The following is a 16,165-nucleotide window of genomic DNA, read 5'->3' on the forward strand; positions in this document are numbered from 1 at the left end:
CATCGCGGGCTTGCCGCGGAATCTGTCAGTAACTCGTGACTACGAGCCTACCGGAGTCAGCCACCATGCTCAAAGCATCCCGCCGGGTAGGCTGACTGAACAGACTGCCACGACCCGAGGAGAGCCGATGGAAAAGATCATCTACACCCTCACAGACGAAGCCCCCGGACTGGCCACACGCTCACTGCTCCCAGTACTCCAGGCCTACGGGCGTCTGGCCGGCATCGGCATCGAAGGATGCGACATCTCCCTGGCCGCCCGCATCCTGGCGCGTTTCCCTGATTTTCTACCCGATGACAAGCGGGTTTCCGACACCTTGGATGAGCTCGGGGAACTGACGAGAGACCCCTCGGCCACCATCATCAAACTGCCCAACATCTCCGCCTCGGTGCCGCAACTGAAGGCAGCCATCGCGGAACTCCGGGCCAAGGATTTTCCCCTGCCCGAGTACCCGGAAGAACCCACCACCTCGGAGGAGCAGGAGGTCCGATCCCGCTACGACCGAATCAAGGGATCTGCCGTAAACCCTGTACTACGCGAAGGCAATTCCGACCGCCGCGCACCCGAGTCCGTGAAGAGACATGCGCAGGCCAATCCGCACCGGATGGGCGTCTGGGAACCGGATTCACGGACCCGTGTCGCAACCATGGCCTCCGGCGACTTCCACCACAACGAGCAGTCGGTGGTGCTGGCGGGCGGCGACGTGCTCACCATCCGCCACGTCGACGGTGACGGGACCGTCACCGTCCTGCGGGACGGCCTGGAATCGCTTCCCGGGGAGGTCGTGGACGCCACTGTCATGCGCGCGACGGCGCTCGACGACTTCCTGGCCGAGCAGGTCGCGGCGGCGAAGCGGGAGGGCCTGCTGTTCTCCGTGCACCTGAAGGCCACCATGATGAAGGTGTCCGACCCGATCATCTTCGGCCACGTCGTGAAGGCCTTCATTGGCCCCGTCCTGGAACGCCACGGCGATGCCCTGGCTGCCGCAGGCCTGTCCCCCGACGAAGGCCTGGGAGCGATCCTCGCGGGCCTGGAGAAGTTACCGGACGGCAAGGAGATCCGGGCCGAGATCGACACTGCCCTGGCAGCAGGACCCGCCCTGGCAATGGTCGACTCCACCCGGGGCATCACCAACCTGCACGTCCCCTCCGACGTGATCGTCGACGCCTCCATGCCCGCCATGATCCGCGCCTCCGGTCACATGTGGGGCCCCGACGGCGCGGAGGCCGACACCCTCGCGGTGCTGCCCGACTCCTCCTACGCCGGTGTCTACCAGGCCGTGATCGACGACTGCCGCGCCCACGGCGCCTACGACCCGCGCACCATGGGCACCGTCCCCAACGTCGGGCTGATGGCACAGCAGGCCGAGGAGTACGGCTCCCACGACAAGACCTTCCACGTCGAGCACGACGGTCGCATTGAGGTCGTGAATTCAGCCGGGGACGTGCTGCTGCATCACGACGTCGCTGCGGGCGACATCTGGCGGGCCTGCCACACCAAGGACGCCGCCATCCGCGACTGGGTGGGGTTGGCCGTGACCCGGGCCCGCGCAACCGGCTGGCCCACCGTGTTCTGGCTGGATGAGACCCGCGCCCACGACCGCAACCTGCTGCTCAAGGTGAAGACGTACCTGACCGACCACGAAATCGACGACCTGGACATCCGCGTCCTGCCTCCCGTCGAGGCCACCCGGTTCACTGTCGAACGCATCCGTCGGGGCGAGAACACCATCTCGGTGACCGGCAACGTCCTGCGCGACTATCTCACCGACCTGTTCCCCATCCTGGAGCTGGGAACCTCGGCGAAGATGCTCTCGATCGTGCCGCTGATGGCCGGTGGCGGGTTGTTCGAGACCGGCGCGGGCGGCTCTGCCCCGAAGCATGTGCAGCAACTGCTTGCGGAGAACTACCTGCGCTGGGACTCGCTGGGTGAGTTCCTGGCGTTGGCCGCCTCGCTGGAACACCTCGCATCCACGGGCAACACCCGGGCGGGCGTGCTGGCCGCCACTCTCGATCGCGCAAACGGACGCTATCTGGCCGAGGACAAGTCGCCGACGCGACGGCTGGGCGGCACCGACAACCGCGGATCGCACTACTGGCTGGCCCGGTTTTGGGCAGAAGAACTGGCCGCCCAGCGCGAGAACACCGGCCTGGCGGTGGCCTTCGAACCCATCGCGAGGGCCCTCGCAGAAAGCGAGGATGCGATCGTCTCGGAGCTGATCGCGGTGCAGGGAGCCTCCGTCGACATCGGGGGCTACTACCTGCCCGACGAAGCCCTCGCGTCGGCGGTGATGCGCCCCTCCCCCACCTTCAACGCCATCATCGACGGCATCTGAAAGGCGCCAGGCAAGGAATGGTTTTGACACGACCGGCTCAATGACACCTGCGAGGCCGGTTCACCCACCTTCCACCTCCACGGAAAGCCGGGTGATGGGGTCAGGCCAGTTCGGCGACGCCGGGGCCGTCGTGGGCCTCGATGCGTCCCAGCACCCAGGCGTCAATTCCCCGCGACCCCAGCAGCGCGGCGGCTGTGTCCACGCTGGTCTCGGGCAGGATCGCGACCATGCCAACACCCATGTTGAGGGTGGCCTCGATGTCGGCCTGCGAGACCCGACCCACCTGCTGCACGAGCCGAAAGATCGCGGGCGGAGTCCAGGAGTCGCGTTCCAGCCGGGCCCTCCGGCCCGCCGGGATCACGCGCGCCAGATTGTTGGCCAGCCCACCGCCCGTGATGTGGCTGAAGGCGTGGCATTCCACCTCGCGGATCAGCGCGAGGACGTCGAGGGCGTAGACCCTGGTCGGGGTCAGCAGCTCCTCACCGAGGGTGCGGCCCAGTTCGTCGACGTGCCTGTCCAGCCGCCAACCGGCCTGTTCCAGCAGCACGTGCCGCACCAGTGAGTAGCCGTTGGAGTGCAGCCCGGAGGAGGCCATCGCCAGCACCACGTCGCCGGTCTCGACGCGGTCGGCACCGAGGATGGCGTCGCGTTCCACGACCCCGGTGGTCGCGCCCGCGACGTCGTACTCATTCGGGCCGAGCAGCCCGGGGTGTTCGGCGGTCTCCCCGCCGACCAGGGAGCAGCCCGCCGCGACACAGGCGTCGGCGATGCCCGAGACGATGGCGGCGATCCGTTCGGGAACCACCTTGCCGCAGGCGATGTAGTCGGTGACGAACAGCGGTTCGGCGCCGCAGACCACCAGGTCGTCGACGAGCATGCCGACCAGGTCGAAACCGATGGTGTCGTGGCGGTCGAGGGCCTGAGCGATGGCGACCTTCGTGCCCACCCCGTCGGTGGAGGTCGCCAGCACCGGATGGGTGTATCCCTTCAACGCCGAGGCGTCGAAAAACCCGGCGAAACCGCCGAGCCCGCCCAGCACCTCGGGTCGGCGGGTGCGGGCCACGGATGCCTTCATGAGTTCGACGGCGCGGTCACCGGCCTCGATGTCGACTCCGGCGGCGGCGTAGGCGGACTGGCTCATTTCTCCTCCAGGTGAAGCAGCTCGGCCTGGTCCTTCGGGACCGCTATCGGATAGCGGCCGTCGAAGCAGGCACGGCAGAGTTCGGCGGCGGGACGATGGGTGGCCTCGGTGAGGGCGTCGAGGGAGATGTAGCCCAGGGAATCGGCCCCCAGCGACCGGCAGATCTCGTCGACCCTCAGCCCGGGCGCGATGAGCTCGGCGCGGGTGGCGAAGTCGATGCCGTAGAAGCAGGGCCACTCCACGGGCGGCGAGGAGATGCGCACGTGCACCTGCTTCGCCCCGGCCTCGCGGAGCATGCGCACCAGGGCCCGTTGGGTGTTGCCGCGGACGATGGAGTCGTCGACCACCACGAGTCGTTTGCCCGCGATGACCTCCTTCAACGGGTTCAGTTTCAACCGGATGCCGAGCTGCCGGATGGTCTGACTGGGTTGGATGAACGTGCGACCCACGTAGGCGTTCTTCACCAGTCCGAGGCCGAACGGGATTCCGGAGGCCTCCGCGTATCCGACGGCTGAGGGAGTGCCGGAGTCGGGGGTGGGGATCACCAGGTCGGCCTCGACGGGGTGTTCGCGGGCGAGGATACGACCGATCTCGACACGGGTGGCGTGGACGCTGCGCCCCGCGATGGTGGTGTCGGGGCGGGCCAGATAGACGTACTCGAACAGGCAGCCCTTCGGTGTGGCCTCGGCGAAACGCCGGCTGCGCAGACCTGCCTCGTCGATGGCGATGAATTCGCCGGGCTCCACCTCCCGGACGAAACTGGCCCCCACGATGTCCAGGGCGGCGGTCTCGGAGGCCACCACCCAGCCGGTGGCGAGCCTCCCCAGGACGAGGGGACGCACGCCCTGCGGGTCGCGGGCGGCAAACAGCGTCGTCTCGTTGATGAAGGTCAGGCAGAAGGCCCCCCGCAGCCTGGGCAGCACCGTCATGGCGACCTGTTCGATCGGTTCGGTTCCGAACGAGGCCATGAGCGCGGTCACCAGCGAGGTGTCGTTGGTGGAGTCCATGGTCTTCTTCTCGGGGACCCGCTGGTCGGGGTCGAGTTCGCGAAGCCAGGCCTCCAGCTCGTGGGTGTTGGTGAGGTTGCCGTTGTGGGCCAGCGCCAGGCCGCCGTTGCGGGTGGCGCGGAAGGTCGGCTGGGCGTTGTGCCACACGGACGCGCCGGTGGTGGAGTAGCGGGTGTGGCCGATGCCGAGCCTTCCGCGCAGGGAGGTGAGGGTGGCCTCGTCGAAGACCTGGGAGACCAGCCCCATGTCCTTGAACACGGTGATCCGTTTCCCCGTGGAGACCGCGATGCCGGCGGATTCCTGGCCGCGGTGTTGGAGAGCGAAGAGCCCGTAGTAGGTCAGCTGGGCCACGTCCTCGGATGGGGCAAAGACCCCGAAGACACCACAGGCGTCCTTCGGGCCGTGGTCGATGGGATCGAGATCGAGAGACAGTCGGCCATCAGGTCGGAGCACCGGCTCAGCTTATCGCGGGTTCGTCAGTAACCCACATCACCGAGAACGCCCCCGAACGAGGCCCTGGGCCGACAAGCCGGACCACAGCCACTCATCCCCAGCCCCACGACCCGGCAGGGTTCCAGGCACTTTGCCGGAATCCCGCGCCCTATCTGATCCGGATGCCAAACAGCTTCTGCATCACACGAGTGACCTGTTCCCCAAAAGTTGACATCCGCTCGGCATGCTGGCGATAGCCTCATATTTTTGAATCAGGTCGGCACAGGGTCGGCCAAAGAAAAAAGGAGCAACAATGTCCGACATGAATTTCCTGAAGGAAGTCGCTGATCACGAGCTCTCGCAGTCCGAGAAAACCCAGGCTGGCGGCCTCTGGACCGTCCCGGGTACCCGCACCATCGGCGCTGTCTGCACCATTTCTTGGGAGTGCCACGGCTTCATTTGCGGCTGGCGCTAGTGACCCAGCGAAATGACTCTACCGACGGTGGGGTGTGAGAGCATTCTCATCCCCACCGTCACTCACCATCACACAGGAGCCTATTCATGCAATCGACAGTTTACGCAGCATTTCCGGAACTGAACTCTGCCGAGGTCGACGCACTTCTGCATAAAAATCGCGCCGCCGATGCGCTGGCCGACCTCATGTCGCGGACCACGGGGGCGACCGCGGTCACGTGCTGCCCACCGGAACTGCTCCAGCAGGCTCTTGAGCTGCTGCCCACCACGGACTCCCCGGAACCCATCCCCTTCTTCGAGGCAACCCTGGCGGTAGCGCACGAGGATCTGGCTTGCCTCCTCGGCCAGCTGAGAGACCATGAGCTCCTGTCGCATCCCCACGACACGCTGCGTTCCGTCCTCACGGCAACGGTCTCGCAGATGCAGAATGTCCTGCTCAGGGCGCAGATCCAGCTCGCCTCGGAACACCGGCTCCCCGATGACCAGATCACGTGCCGAACGGCCGAATACACACGCCTGTCCACCTTCCTGGCTTCCAAGCACGGTCTGCGGCTGTTCCAGGAACGCTTCCCGGTTGCCGTGCACATCGCACGCAACATCGTGCGTCGTCGCACCGATTTCATTCTCCAACTGCTCGATCACACAGCATCAGATCTACCATTTCTCCACGAACTCGGAGTCGGGAACGACGTCAAGGTCGCCAACATCTCCTTGGGTGAAGGAGATTCTCACCACGGAAAATCCGTTTCCATTCTGACGTTCTCCGACAAATCCAGGGTCGTGTACAAGCCGAGATCCTTGGCGAACGATCAGGCTTTCTCACTTTTCCAGAAGCATCTCCAGGACATCACCGGAAATGCCAAATTTCTCTCATGCAGGGTCATTGACAGCGGTGATCACGGCTGGGCCGAATACGTGACCGATGCCCAAGAAACCAAGTTCGATGACCCAGAGGCCCTCGGAAATTTCGCGGCAACGATCCAGCTCCTTGGAATCTCGGATGTCCATTTCGAGAACGTCCGATTCCGGGACGGAATCCCAATTCTCACGGACACCGAGACCCTTTTCTCCAGCGTCCTGGAATCCAGCAGGAATCCGCTCGGCCCTGCCGCACGCGCCCTGAGCCAGCTGGTGACGACCTCCGGATTCTTTCCCTCACCCTTGATAGTGCCCCACAAACGCAATCCCGTCTTCGTGGACGTCGGGGTCCTGGGGCAGCGTCGTCCCACCGGCAGCGGCGAACGATCCCTGACCCTTCGCGACCCCTTCACGTCAGACATGCGTATCGAGCCCTCCGGCGTCTCGGAGTCCCCGGAGGAATCGCCGCCGGAGAGATTCGTCGCCAAGGATTTCATCGACGCCGTCTGCCGTTCCTTCCGGCTGACTCTCACAGCGGCCCTATCCGACACCCCGGCGCTGCTCGCCTTCATTCGACGCACTTTCGCCGACGTGACTGTCCGCAGTGTCGCCGCCGACACGATCCGTTACTCAAAGGCGTTGGAGCTCGCCACCAACGCCGCGTGCCTCAGCGACCCCGAGCTCCTGTTGGCCGCGCTCTCACGGGTCGGCGTCTTTCGAGATGACGTCCCCGCCCCCCTTCTCGCCTCGGAATTGAGGCAGCTCGCACAGTGGGACACCCCCGCCTTCGTCGTAGCGGCAACCGGTACGGACCTACTGTCAGGGGACGAGGTGGTCCTACCCGATGCGATGACCGCATCCCCGCTCGACTCGATCACGAATGCGTTGGAACGAATCGACGAGAATTTCATCGAACTCAGCGAATGGTTGATCCAGGTGTCCTTCGCCCCGTACTACGAAGAGGACACCGAGGGCACCGCATTCCGGTTCAGCAACTCAGTCGCCCCCGGAACCGCCACACCCACACGTCACTCCTGGGATGCGTTGAATCTCGGATTCGTGGGCGGCGAGAACGAGTTCACCCCAACGTGGCTGGGAGCGCGCCTGAGCGACACCGCCCACCAGTACTGGTATCCCCACGAACTCAGCATCGACGCATATGCAGGGTCCAGCGGAGTGGCCCTGGCATCGGCCCATGTGGATGGCTCCACGACCCGGGCGGACGATTTCTTCCGCCAGCTGGTGAACAAACTCCAACAGGCCGACCTGTTGGATCCCCGCTTCACGCGCGGCGCCCTGGCGGGAACCGAGTCCGCTCTCTGGGCCGCTGACTGCTACGCACAATTGGTGAATGATGCCGCGTTGGCCGGGCAGGCACGCCAGTTGCTTCGCACTCTGGCGGCGGCTCCCTCGAACGGGTACGACATCGTGGCCGGGGATGCAGGCATGGTGCTTTTGATGACCAACCTGGTCGCGAACCCGCTCAATGACTCGGAGCAGTCGTTGGCAGCTCTTCGGATAGTCTCCCGGAGGCTCGCGGACTGGGTTCTTTCAGACAGGAAACCCATGTCCTTGACCGGGTACGCCCACGGCACCGCAGGGGTCGGGGCCGCACTGGCCTTGGCCACCCCTCTCGTCCGATCCAGCAAGGTCGACTCGGCGGCACGCGCCGTCCTGATCTCGCTCCTCGACGAACGAGATCCACGGACAGGGTTGTGGCCCATCGGGACGGACCACAAGTTCAAGGGTCGGGGATGGTGCTCCGGCAGCCCGGGATTGCTCTTGGCACTGGCCCAGATCCACTCCACGGGACGTTTCGATGACCATCACCTGGAGCCCACAATCAGCTTGCTTGTGGACGCCACGAAACGCGACTGCTTCGGCGGGAACATCTCCCTGTGCCACGGCGACGTGGGTAACCTGTGGATCCTCCGACACGTCGCTTCCCTGACCCAGGACGACCACTTGGCCGAGGACGTCACCCGCGCCTCACGGCGCTATCTCAGGGAGGTCCTGCCCCGCGAGCTCACCAAATCAACCCGCAACTCCATCTCCCACTCTCTCATGGGCGGCACAGGAGGGGCTGCGCTCTTCGAGGCCTCCATGGACGAAACCCGACCTGCCGTGAGGAGTCCACTGTGGCTCGCGTGAAGACCTCCTACCAAGTCACCCAGTCCGACTGCGGCATCGCCTGCGCTCACATGGTGCTCCGGAGCGCGGGAAGCAAACTCTCCCTCCGCGCCTTGCGCGAGGCATTCGCTCCTGGAAGGGACGGACTGACGATCCCACAGCTCAAGCAGCTCATCGAATCCCAGGGAGCCACGGCCAAGGTGTACCGCGCCACCGTGTCCACGGTCCATCAACTTCCCACGCCAGCCATCTTGCTCTGGGAGCCGTCGCACTACGTGGTCCTGGAGCGGACCGTTGGAAAACGCCACGTCATCGTCGATCCGGCCGGAGGCCGGCGCGTCGTGAGCGCAGATGAGTTTGCTGAGCACTTCGCTGGCCTGGCCCTGTGCGTGACCAGCCCCGCCACCCGCCAAGAAACCCCTGATCCCTCTCCGTGGCGGAGCGTGCTCGGTATCGCCTGGCGTCGTCCGTATCTCTTGGCGGCCGTACTCATCGGCGCCATTGTCGTGGGCGCCACGACATTGGCGCTTCCAAACCTGACCAGTGACCTGCTCCAGCAGGCGGCGACCACGCCTCAGGCATCATTGACAGGAATGCTGGTGGCTCTCGCCGCGGGTTTCTTCCTGATCCAGCTGCTCAACCTCGCTGTCACCACCTTCTGCGCCACCGACATCGGCAAGCGGCTCGGCGAGACAGTTTTCCACAAGCTGCTCAACGCCCCGTACTCCTACTTCGTGGTGCGGCCCGTGGGTGAGCTGCTCTTCCGTGTCGGTATCGTCAATCGGCTGGAGGAATCGCTGTCCACCACCCTCGCCCGGGGTGTGGTCTCCAGCGTGATCGCCCTCGTCAGCCTCGGGTGGATCGTCGTCGCCACCCCCACCATCGGGATGGTGGTCGCCCTCATCCTGGGCGTCTATGTCGTTGCCTTCGAGGCCAGCCGACGCGTCGCCAACAGGCTGACCGAGAACCTCAACTCCTCGGAATCGCTGGCCAACGCGGTCATGGTGGACTCACTGAACTCGATCAAATTGGTCAAGAGCCTCGGGTCCGAGCAGCAGGCGTTCGCCTCTTGGGTGGGGCACAACACAGCCGCAGTTCGCACCCGCCGCACCCGAGCGTTGCTGTCCGGCACTCTCACCGCTACCGTCTCCACGATTCAGAGCTTCGGCCCGCTCTCCGTCCTGGTGTTGGCGATCTCCCCCTTGGGCGGGGCGATGGCGTTCCCAGCGGCAGTGGGTCTCCAGATGATCGCCGGAGTCTTCTTCAGCCAGCTCAGCAATCTGGGCTCTATGGCCGTCGAGATCGGTGAAACCAACGCCACCGTTCGGCGCATTGACGACATCCTCTCGGCCCAGGAGGACAACACTTTCGCCGACGTCTCCGGCAAGGATTTCCGCTTCCCCTTACAGGCCGAGGCCGCCTCGTTCAAGTTCTCGCGTTTCGCACCACAGACCATCAACCAGGTCAGCATCCAGTGCCATGAAGGCGAGAGGATCGCCGTCGTAGGCGCCACGGGTAGCGGGAAGTCCACCCTCGTCGGCTTGCTGGCGGGCCTCTACCGCCCCGATCAGGGAAGCGTCCGCTGCGGCGAAACAGAGTTGGCCGAGGTGGCCAAGCCGAGCTTCTTCGACAACGTGGTCTACGTGCCACAGGACGCCCCGCTGCGCAACGCCACACTTCGGGACAATCTGGTCTGGGGGGACCAGAACATCGACGATTCTGAACTCATCGCAGCCCTGAATCAGGCCTGCTTCAACCTGAGGGAACAAGGCCTGCCGATGGGCCTCAACACTTTCCTGACGAACGGCGGACAGAACCTGTCGGGGGGCCAACGGCAGCGGATCGCCATCGCGCGAGCTCTACTGCGGCACCCGCGTCTCCTCATCCTGGATGAGGCAACGTCGGCACTGGATCAGGAGACCGAGACTGTCGTCCACAGGAACCTGAGCGCTGTCGGGTGCAGCACCATCACGGTGACGCACCGACTCGAGACCGTCACCGAAGCAGATCGAATCCTGGTCATGGATCATGGCGAAATCGCCGAGCAGGGCACCTTCGATGATCTGTTCGACCGTCACGGCCTGTTTTTCCACATGTACAACGCCTACCGAACCCATCGCGAGCTTCAAGGAGCGACACTGTAATGCTTGAGATCAAGAACATCTCAAAGTCCTATGCCAGCATCCAAGCCGTCGCAGACGTTTCCTTGACGGTCCATCCCGGCGAGATCGTCGGCTTCGTGGGGCCCAACGGAGCCGGCAAATCCACCACGCTGCGGATGATCACCGGCATGGAAAAACCCGACAGTGGAAGCTGTTCCATCAACAGCCAGCGCATCCGTGATCTCACCGATCCACTGACAACATTCGGGGCCCTCATCGATCGACAAGGCGTTCTCAAGGAACTGACCCCCGTGACCGCTGTGCAGTCGTTGGCCGCGGCCTACGGCATCCCGAAGAACAAGGGGCGGAAACTCCTGGAGCAGGTGGGTCTGGGGCAGGCGCTGCGGCGTCGTGTCGGGACCTTCTCGCTGGGAATGAAGCAGCGTCTCGGAATCGCTCTCGCGCTTCTCGGGGAGCCGCAGTTCCTCATCCTGGACGAACCGATGAACGGCCTCGATCCCGACGGGATCATCTGGCTGCGGGAGCTGCTGCGCGAGTTCTCTCAGCAAGGCGGCGGAGTCCTCCTGTCCTCCCACTCCCTGGCTGAGGTCGAGGAAATGGCCGACACCATCATCATGGTGAACCACGGCCACACCATCTGGTCCGGCTCATTGCAGGACATTCACGCAACGTCCTCACGTGTCGTCGTCTCCACGACCGAGAACCATCGTCTCCTCCATGAGATTGCCACACGTGGGCTCCGGGCCGAGGTGGTCAATGGGGTCGTTCACGTCTTCGACTGCGAGAACGAGGACATAGGACGGATCCTTCATGAGGGCGGCTTCGTCCCGCTCACCCTCACGACCCAACGCACTTCCCTGGAAGACGCGTATCTGGAATTCACCACCCCCGACCATCGGAAGGCAAGCTGATGAGCGCAATGACATTGAGTGATCGAACTTCGGGCACAACGGCACGTCGAGGACGGGAAGAGTACACATCCCCATCGCCTGCGCGTCTGCAGCGATTCGCATCCCTGCGCATGCAGAGGCACGTTTTCTTCGGGAATCGGACGTTGCTTCTCAACTTGGCCGCAGGCCTCCTCGCCATGACAGGTTTGGCCGCTGCAGTAGCGTTCAGCGTCGCCAACTCGTTCAGGAGCGGCCAGCCGTTGGATGACCCGGCTTTCGTTCAGGACATCGCGGTGTTCGGATTTCCCTTCGCCCAGATCTTCCTCGGTGTTGTCGCGATTCTGTTCATCTGCTCCGAGTGGTCCTCCGGTTTCATCTACACCACCCACTCCGCCATTCAGCGACCGCTGAGTTTCGTGGTGGCGAAGACGATGTGGCCCGCTTTGGCGTGCGCCGTCGGGACCGTCGCAATGATGGTGGTCGTGGTGCCGCTCGAGAACTGGTTGTTGGCGGGCACGCCGTACTCGATCTCGTTGTTCGACGCCGCCGTGTGGAGGCAGATCGCAGCACTCGCCTTCGTCACCGTGAGCGCGGTGAGCTTCGCGGCAGGCATCGCCCTGATTCTGCGGAACAGCGCGACTGCCCTCGGTCTCTACATCAGCATCATCCTAATCGCACCGATCATCATCGGGCAGATCCCGGTTGATACGGCGCGCGAGATCGCAAAATGGCTGCCCAACAACGTCTTCAACTTCCTGACCACGAACGCCCCGGACGCGATGGCCACGCTGAACTACCCGCTCCTGATCGCGGCAGCCATCGCTTATCCCTTGGCAGTCCTGGCAATCGGCTTCCTGCGTCTGCGACGTCGAGTGGTCTGATGTCGCAGACCGGGATGTGCGGGTCAGCCCGCGAGGTTGTTCAGCAGCAGGGTCTCCGCCAAGGCCGCCTTGGCGAAGTCACCGAGGTCCAGCGACTCGTCGATGCCGTGCATCCGCGAGTTCGGGTCGGTGACAGCGGTCACCAGCACCAGGGCTCCGGGATTGCGGTCGGCGAACTCGGCGACGATCGGGATCGATCCCCCGCAGCCGATCTCCACGGCCTCCACTCCAAATGCTTCCCGGAAAGCGGCCCTCGCTGCTTCGGCGCGCGGCCCGTCGAGGGTGATCCGGCCGGGCGCTCCACACTGCCCCGCCACGACATCGACGTGCGCGCCCCAGGGCGCGTTCCTGCGCAGGTGATCCTCCAGGGCCTTCGCGGCGGCAGCGGGGTCCTGGCCGGGTACCAGGCGCACACTCACCTTCGCCCGGGCCGACGGGATCAAGGTGTTGGAGGCTTTCGCGACGGGGGTGGCATCGATGGCCAGCACGGAGGCCGCGGGTTTGAACCACATCCGTTCCACCACAGACCCGTCGCCGATCTGCGACACCCCCTCGAGCAGCCCGGTTTCCTCCAACAGCCGATCCTCGGGGTAGTCGAGGTCGGGAGCAGTTCCGGTGACGAGACCCTCGATCGCGACGTTTCCGGCCTCGTCGTGCAGGGTGGCCAGCAGCCGGCACAGCGCGGTCAATGCGTCCGGCACCACCCCACCGAACTGCCCCGAGTGCAGCCCCTCCGCCAGGGTGGAGACAGTGACCTGGCAGTCCGCGACACCTCGCAGTGACGTGGTGAGCGACGGCTTTCCGACCTCCCAGTTGACGGAGTCGGCGACGACGTAGACGTCGGCGGCCAGTTCGTCGCGGTAGCGGTCGAGCAGCGTCGGCATGGTCGGCGACCCGATCTCCTCCTCACCTTCGATGAACACCTTCACCCCGACCGGCGGTGCGCCGTTGAAGACTCGTAGCGCCGCCAGGTGCAGCGCGACCCCACCCTTGTCGTCGGCCGATCCGCGCGCGTACAGCCTGCCGCCGCGTTCCGTCGGTTCGAATGCCGGGGAGGTCCAGGCCTCGATGTCGCCGGTGGGCTGAACGTCGTAGTGGGCGTACAGCAACACCGTCGGCGTCCCCTCAGGCCCGGGAAAGTTCGCCCACACCGCCGGTTTCCCGCCGCCGTCGAGGAGTTTCACCTCCGAGGCCCCGAGGTCCCGGAACAACCCGGAGACCACATCGGCGCAGGCGGCGACGTCGGCGTCGTGTTCCGGCATCGAGGAGATCGACGGAATGGAGATGAGTCTGTGCAGGTCGGCGATGGCGGAGGGCAGCACCCTCTCGACGTTCCAGGCGAGATTGGTCATGCCTTCACCCTACAGAGAGCACATCGGCAGGGATCGATGACGTCGATCCCCGCCGATGTTGCCGTCCGTGGAGCCTCCCCGGGACCTCAGCCCTTGACCGCGCCCGCGGTCAGTCCGGCGACGATGTACTTCTGCAGGTACATGAACAAGAGGATGATCGGGATGGCCGCGACCACCGCGCCCGCCGCGAACAGCGACCACGGGGCGTTTCGTTCGTCGGATGCCCACACGTACATGCCGACCGCCAGGGTGTAGTCCTCCGGACTCTGCAGCACGACCTTGGCGAGAATGAATTCGCCGTAGCTGCTGACGAAGGACAGCAGGCCGACGACCACGAGGATCGGGGTCACCAGCCGCACGATGACCCCCCAGAAGATCTGGGCGTGGGTGGCGCCGTCGATGCGGGCCGCCTCGTCCAGTTCCTTCGGGATGGTGTTGAAGAACCCGTAGATCAGGAACGTGTTGCCGCCGAGCGCCCCTCCGAGGTAGACGGCGATCAACCCGAGGGCCGAGTTGAGCCCCAGCACCGGGTAGATGTCGCGCAGCATCAGCAGCAGCAGGAAGATCGCGACGAAGGCCAGCATCTGCGGGAACATCTGGACCAGCATGAGAGCCGTGAGCCCGCCACGACGCCCCTTGAACCGGTAACGGCTGAACGCGTAGGCCGCGGACGCCGCCATCAGCACCGTTCCGATCGCGGTCGTGGTGCTGACCACGAACGACTGCAGCATCCAGCGCGGGAAATTGGTGCCGAACAGCGTGGCGTAGTTCTCCGCCGAGACCGTGCGGAACAGTTCACTGGAACCGCTGATCGTGCCTCCCGGGTTGAGCGATGCCGACAGCACGTAGAGCAGCGGGAAGATGCAGTAGATCATCAGCACCACAGCGAGGATGTGTTTCCAGCCCACTTCCTTCCACCAGCGGGCGCCCTTGAGGGTGACGTTGTCGTTCATCACATGATCTCCTCGAGCTTGCGGGTCTGCCGGAATCCGAGCCAGGCGATGACCCCGACCACCACGAAGATGAGCAGGGACAACGCGGACGCCAGGCCGTACTGCTTGCCTCCCGACTCGAAGGCTATGGAGTAGACCATCGAGATCAGGATGTCGGTCTCACCGATCAGCACCGGAGCACCGGAATAGTTCGGGCCGCCACCGGTGAGCATGTAGATCAGGGAGAAGTTGTTGAAGTTGAACGCGAAGCTGGCGATCAGCAGCGGCGCGAGGGAGACCATGAGCATCGGCAGCGTGATGTTGCGGAACCTTCGCCAGGCCCCCGCCCCATCCATGATGGCGGCCTCGGTCAGTTCGGCCGGGATCGCCTGCAACGCCCCGGTGCTGACCAGGAACATGTATGGGAATCCGAGCCACAGGTTGACCCCCAGGATGGCGAGTTTCGCCATGCTTCCGTCGGACAGCCACGCGATGTCGGCCCCACCCAGGAGCTGGTTGATGATCCCGAACTCCTTGTTGAGCATGCCCTTCCAGGTCAGCGCCGCCAGGAACGCGGGGAAGGCGTAGGGCAGCAGGAAGATCGCGCGGTAGAAGGTGCGTCCCCTGACCCGTTTGTCGTTGTAGATCACGGCCAGGGCCAGCCCGAGGGCGAAGGTGGTGAGCACGGAGAGAATCGAGAAGGCGAAGGTCCAGGCCGTGATGCCGAGGAAGGGACCCGTCAGCCGCGAGTCGTTGAAGACCTCGGTGAAGTTCTTGGTCCCGACGAACACCCGCCAGCCCGGGGTGAGCTGCGACCCGTCGCTTGCGACGAAGGCCCCCACGGACTCGTCGGCGTGATAGACCTTCCCGTCGGGGTCGGTGAAGGTGTCGGCCGCGGCGTCGTAGGTCAGCGCCGATTTCGCGACATAGGCGAAGGACGCATTGTCGGTGCGCAACCAGCCTTGGGTGGGGTCATCACTGAGGTTGACGCGCAACTCCAGCACATTCTGCTGCCGGGCCTGCACATCGGCCGGCGACAGCAGGTTCCACCCGGGCACCTCCGTCACCCTGGTGCCGGCGACAACCGCTCCCTGCACCTCCGCGAGAGGAGTGTTCTGGGTTCCGACCTCGGCGTGGCCGTCACGCACCACCGCGAATCCAAGCTCGCCGTCCTTCTCGACGACGGTCACGGGGTAGGTCGAGGTGCCCTCGACCCTGCGGTCGGAGGTCTTGAGGATCTGGGTGATGGCGGGCTGTTTGGAGTCGTTGTGACCGTCACCGTAGTTGGTGAACGCCACCCAAGCGGTGGAACCCATCACGTAGACCTGGTAGACGAGCAGGAAGACCAGGCCGGGCAGCAGGTACTTGGCGGGGATCGCCCGCTTGGAGAAGTAGACGTAGTCGGCGACGAGCAGCGCCACGACGAGGAACCCCAGCACGAACCATTGCCGTTGGGGAATTGAAACCATGATGCCGTACAGCCCGAAGGCGTTGACCAGGGCCATCAGGACCAGCTTCGCGTAGAAGCCGGGACGTTTGTAGTCGCGGGCATGGGACAGCCGCGGCTCCGCGGAATCGGTTCTTTCTTTCATGTTGTTTCCAGACCGGAA

General features: G+C 64.7%; 11 protein-coding genes. 6 read left to right on the plus strand and 5 right to left on the minus strand.

Features of this window, described 5'->3' with window-relative positions:
* The first annotated feature begins 127 nt into the window (after positions 1–127).
* The gene (locus tag V7R84_RS11785; protein WP_338569248.1) at positions 128–2,335 is read left to right on the plus strand and encodes an NADP-dependent isocitrate dehydrogenase; all 2,208 of its coding nucleotides are present in this window, start codon (positions 128–130) and stop codon (positions 2,333–2,335) included.
* A 100-nt stretch (positions 2,336–2,435) separates the two neighbouring features.
* On the opposite strand, the gene purM is transcribed toward V7R84_RS11785, so the two are convergent.
* Together purM and purF are read right to left on the minus strand one after the other, a co-directional pair.
* Positions 2,436–3,476 (minus strand): phosphoribosylformylglycinamidine cyclo-ligase, encoded by a 1,041-nt coding sequence (gene purM / locus V7R84_RS11790; protein ID WP_338569250.1) that lies wholly within the window; start codon positions 3,474–3,476, stop codon positions 2,436–2,438.
* Positions 3,473–4,936 (minus strand): amidophosphoribosyltransferase, encoded by a 1,464-nt coding sequence (gene purF, locus V7R84_RS11795; RefSeq protein ID WP_338569253.1) that lies wholly within the window; start codon positions 4,934–4,936, stop codon positions 3,473–3,475. The genes purM and purF overlap by 4 nt, the downstream gene beginning before the upstream one ends.
* A 292-nt stretch (positions 4,937–5,228) precedes the next feature.
* Here purF and V7R84_RS11800 point away from each other — a divergent pair, with 292 nt between their 5' ends.
* From V7R84_RS11800 to V7R84_RS11820, 5 genes are all read left to right on the plus strand, one after another.
* Positions 5,229–5,390, plus strand: a complete 162-nt coding sequence (locus V7R84_RS11800; protein ID WP_338569255.1) for a hypothetical protein — start codon at positions 5,229–5,231, stop codon at positions 5,388–5,390.
* An 86-nt stretch (positions 5,391–5,476) separates the two neighbouring features.
* On the plus strand, positions 5,477–8,398 hold the full coding sequence (gene lanM, locus V7R84_RS11805) for a type 2 lanthipeptide synthetase LanM (protein ID WP_338569258.1): 2,922 nt from the start codon (positions 5,477–5,479) through the stop codon (positions 8,396–8,398).
* Positions 8,386–10,521, plus strand: a complete 2,136-nt coding sequence (locus V7R84_RS11810) for a peptidase domain-containing ABC transporter (RefSeq protein ID WP_338569260.1) — start codon at positions 8,386–8,388, stop codon at positions 10,519–10,521. Before lanM ends, V7R84_RS11810 begins: the two co-directional genes overlap by 13 nt.
* A complete protein-coding gene (locus V7R84_RS11815) occupies positions 10,521–11,411 on the plus strand; it encodes an ATP-binding cassette domain-containing protein (protein ID WP_338569262.1) in 891 nt (296 codons plus the stop codon). Before V7R84_RS11810 ends, V7R84_RS11815 begins: the two co-directional genes overlap by 1 nt.
* 110 nt (positions 11,412–11,521) lie before the next feature.
* On the plus strand, positions 11,522–12,271 hold the full coding sequence (locus V7R84_RS11820; RefSeq protein ID WP_338569263.1) for a hypothetical protein: 750 nt from the start codon (positions 11,522–11,524) through the stop codon (positions 12,269–12,271).
* 23 nt (positions 12,272–12,294) lie between these two features.
* Here V7R84_RS11820 and V7R84_RS11825 read toward each other — a convergent pair whose 3' ends face one another.
* From V7R84_RS11825 to V7R84_RS11835, 3 genes are all read right to left on the minus strand, one after another.
* Entirely contained in the window at positions 12,295–13,623 is a 1,329-nt protein-coding gene (locus V7R84_RS11825; RefSeq protein ID WP_338569264.1) for a dipeptidase, read from the minus strand.
* Between the two features lie 86 nt (positions 13,624–13,709).
* Complete coding sequence (locus tag V7R84_RS11830; protein ID WP_338569266.1) at positions 13,710–14,576, minus strand: sugar ABC transporter permease; 867 nt, start codon at positions 14,574–14,576, stop codon at positions 13,710–13,712.
* Positions 14,576–16,147 (minus strand): ABC transporter permease subunit, encoded by a 1,572-nt coding sequence (locus tag V7R84_RS11835; RefSeq protein ID WP_338569268.1) that lies wholly within the window; start codon positions 16,145–16,147, stop codon positions 14,576–14,578. Before V7R84_RS11835 ends, V7R84_RS11830 begins: the two co-directional genes overlap by 1 nt.
* Positions 16,148–16,165 lie beyond the last annotated feature (18 nt).

It is taken from the genome of Arachnia propionica, assembly GCF_037055325.1.
In the GTDB taxonomy this organism is placed as follows: domain Bacteria; phylum Actinomycetota; class Actinomycetes; order Propionibacteriales; family Propionibacteriaceae; genus Arachnia.

Excerpts from the sequence above, each read along its gene's own strand:
- lanM (WP_338569258.1), top strand. The coding sequence starts at position 5,477 with ATGCAATCGACAGTTTACGCAGCATTTCCGGAACTGAACTCTGCCGAG.
- V7R84_RS11820 (WP_338569263.1), top strand. The coding sequence starts at position 11,522 with ATGCAGAGGCACGTTTTCTTCGGGAATCGGACGTTGCTTCTCAACTTG.
- V7R84_RS11830 (WP_338569266.1), bottom strand. The coding sequence starts at position 14,576 with ATGAACGACAACGTCACCCTCAAGGGCGCCCGCTGGTGGAAGGAAGTG.
- V7R84_RS11785 (WP_338569248.1), top strand. The coding sequence starts at position 128 with ATGGAAAAGATCATCTACACCCTCACAGACGAAGCCCCCGGACTGGCC.
- purM (WP_338569250.1), bottom strand. The coding sequence starts at position 3,476 with ATGAGCCAGTCCGCCTACGCCGCCGCCGGAGTCGACATCGAGGCCGGT.
- V7R84_RS11835 (WP_338569268.1), bottom strand. The coding sequence starts at position 16,147 with ATGAAAGAAAGAACCGATTCCGCGGAGCCGCGGCTGTCCCATGCCCGC.
- V7R84_RS11825 (WP_338569264.1), bottom strand. The coding sequence starts at position 13,623 with ATGACCAATCTCGCCTGGAACGTCGAGAGGGTGCTGCCCTCCGCCATC.
- V7R84_RS11800 (WP_338569255.1), top strand. The coding sequence starts at position 5,229 with ATGTCCGACATGAATTTCCTGAAGGAAGTCGCTGATCACGAGCTCTCG.
- V7R84_RS11815 (WP_338569262.1), top strand. The coding sequence starts at position 10,521 with ATGCTTGAGATCAAGAACATCTCAAAGTCCTATGCCAGCATCCAAGCC.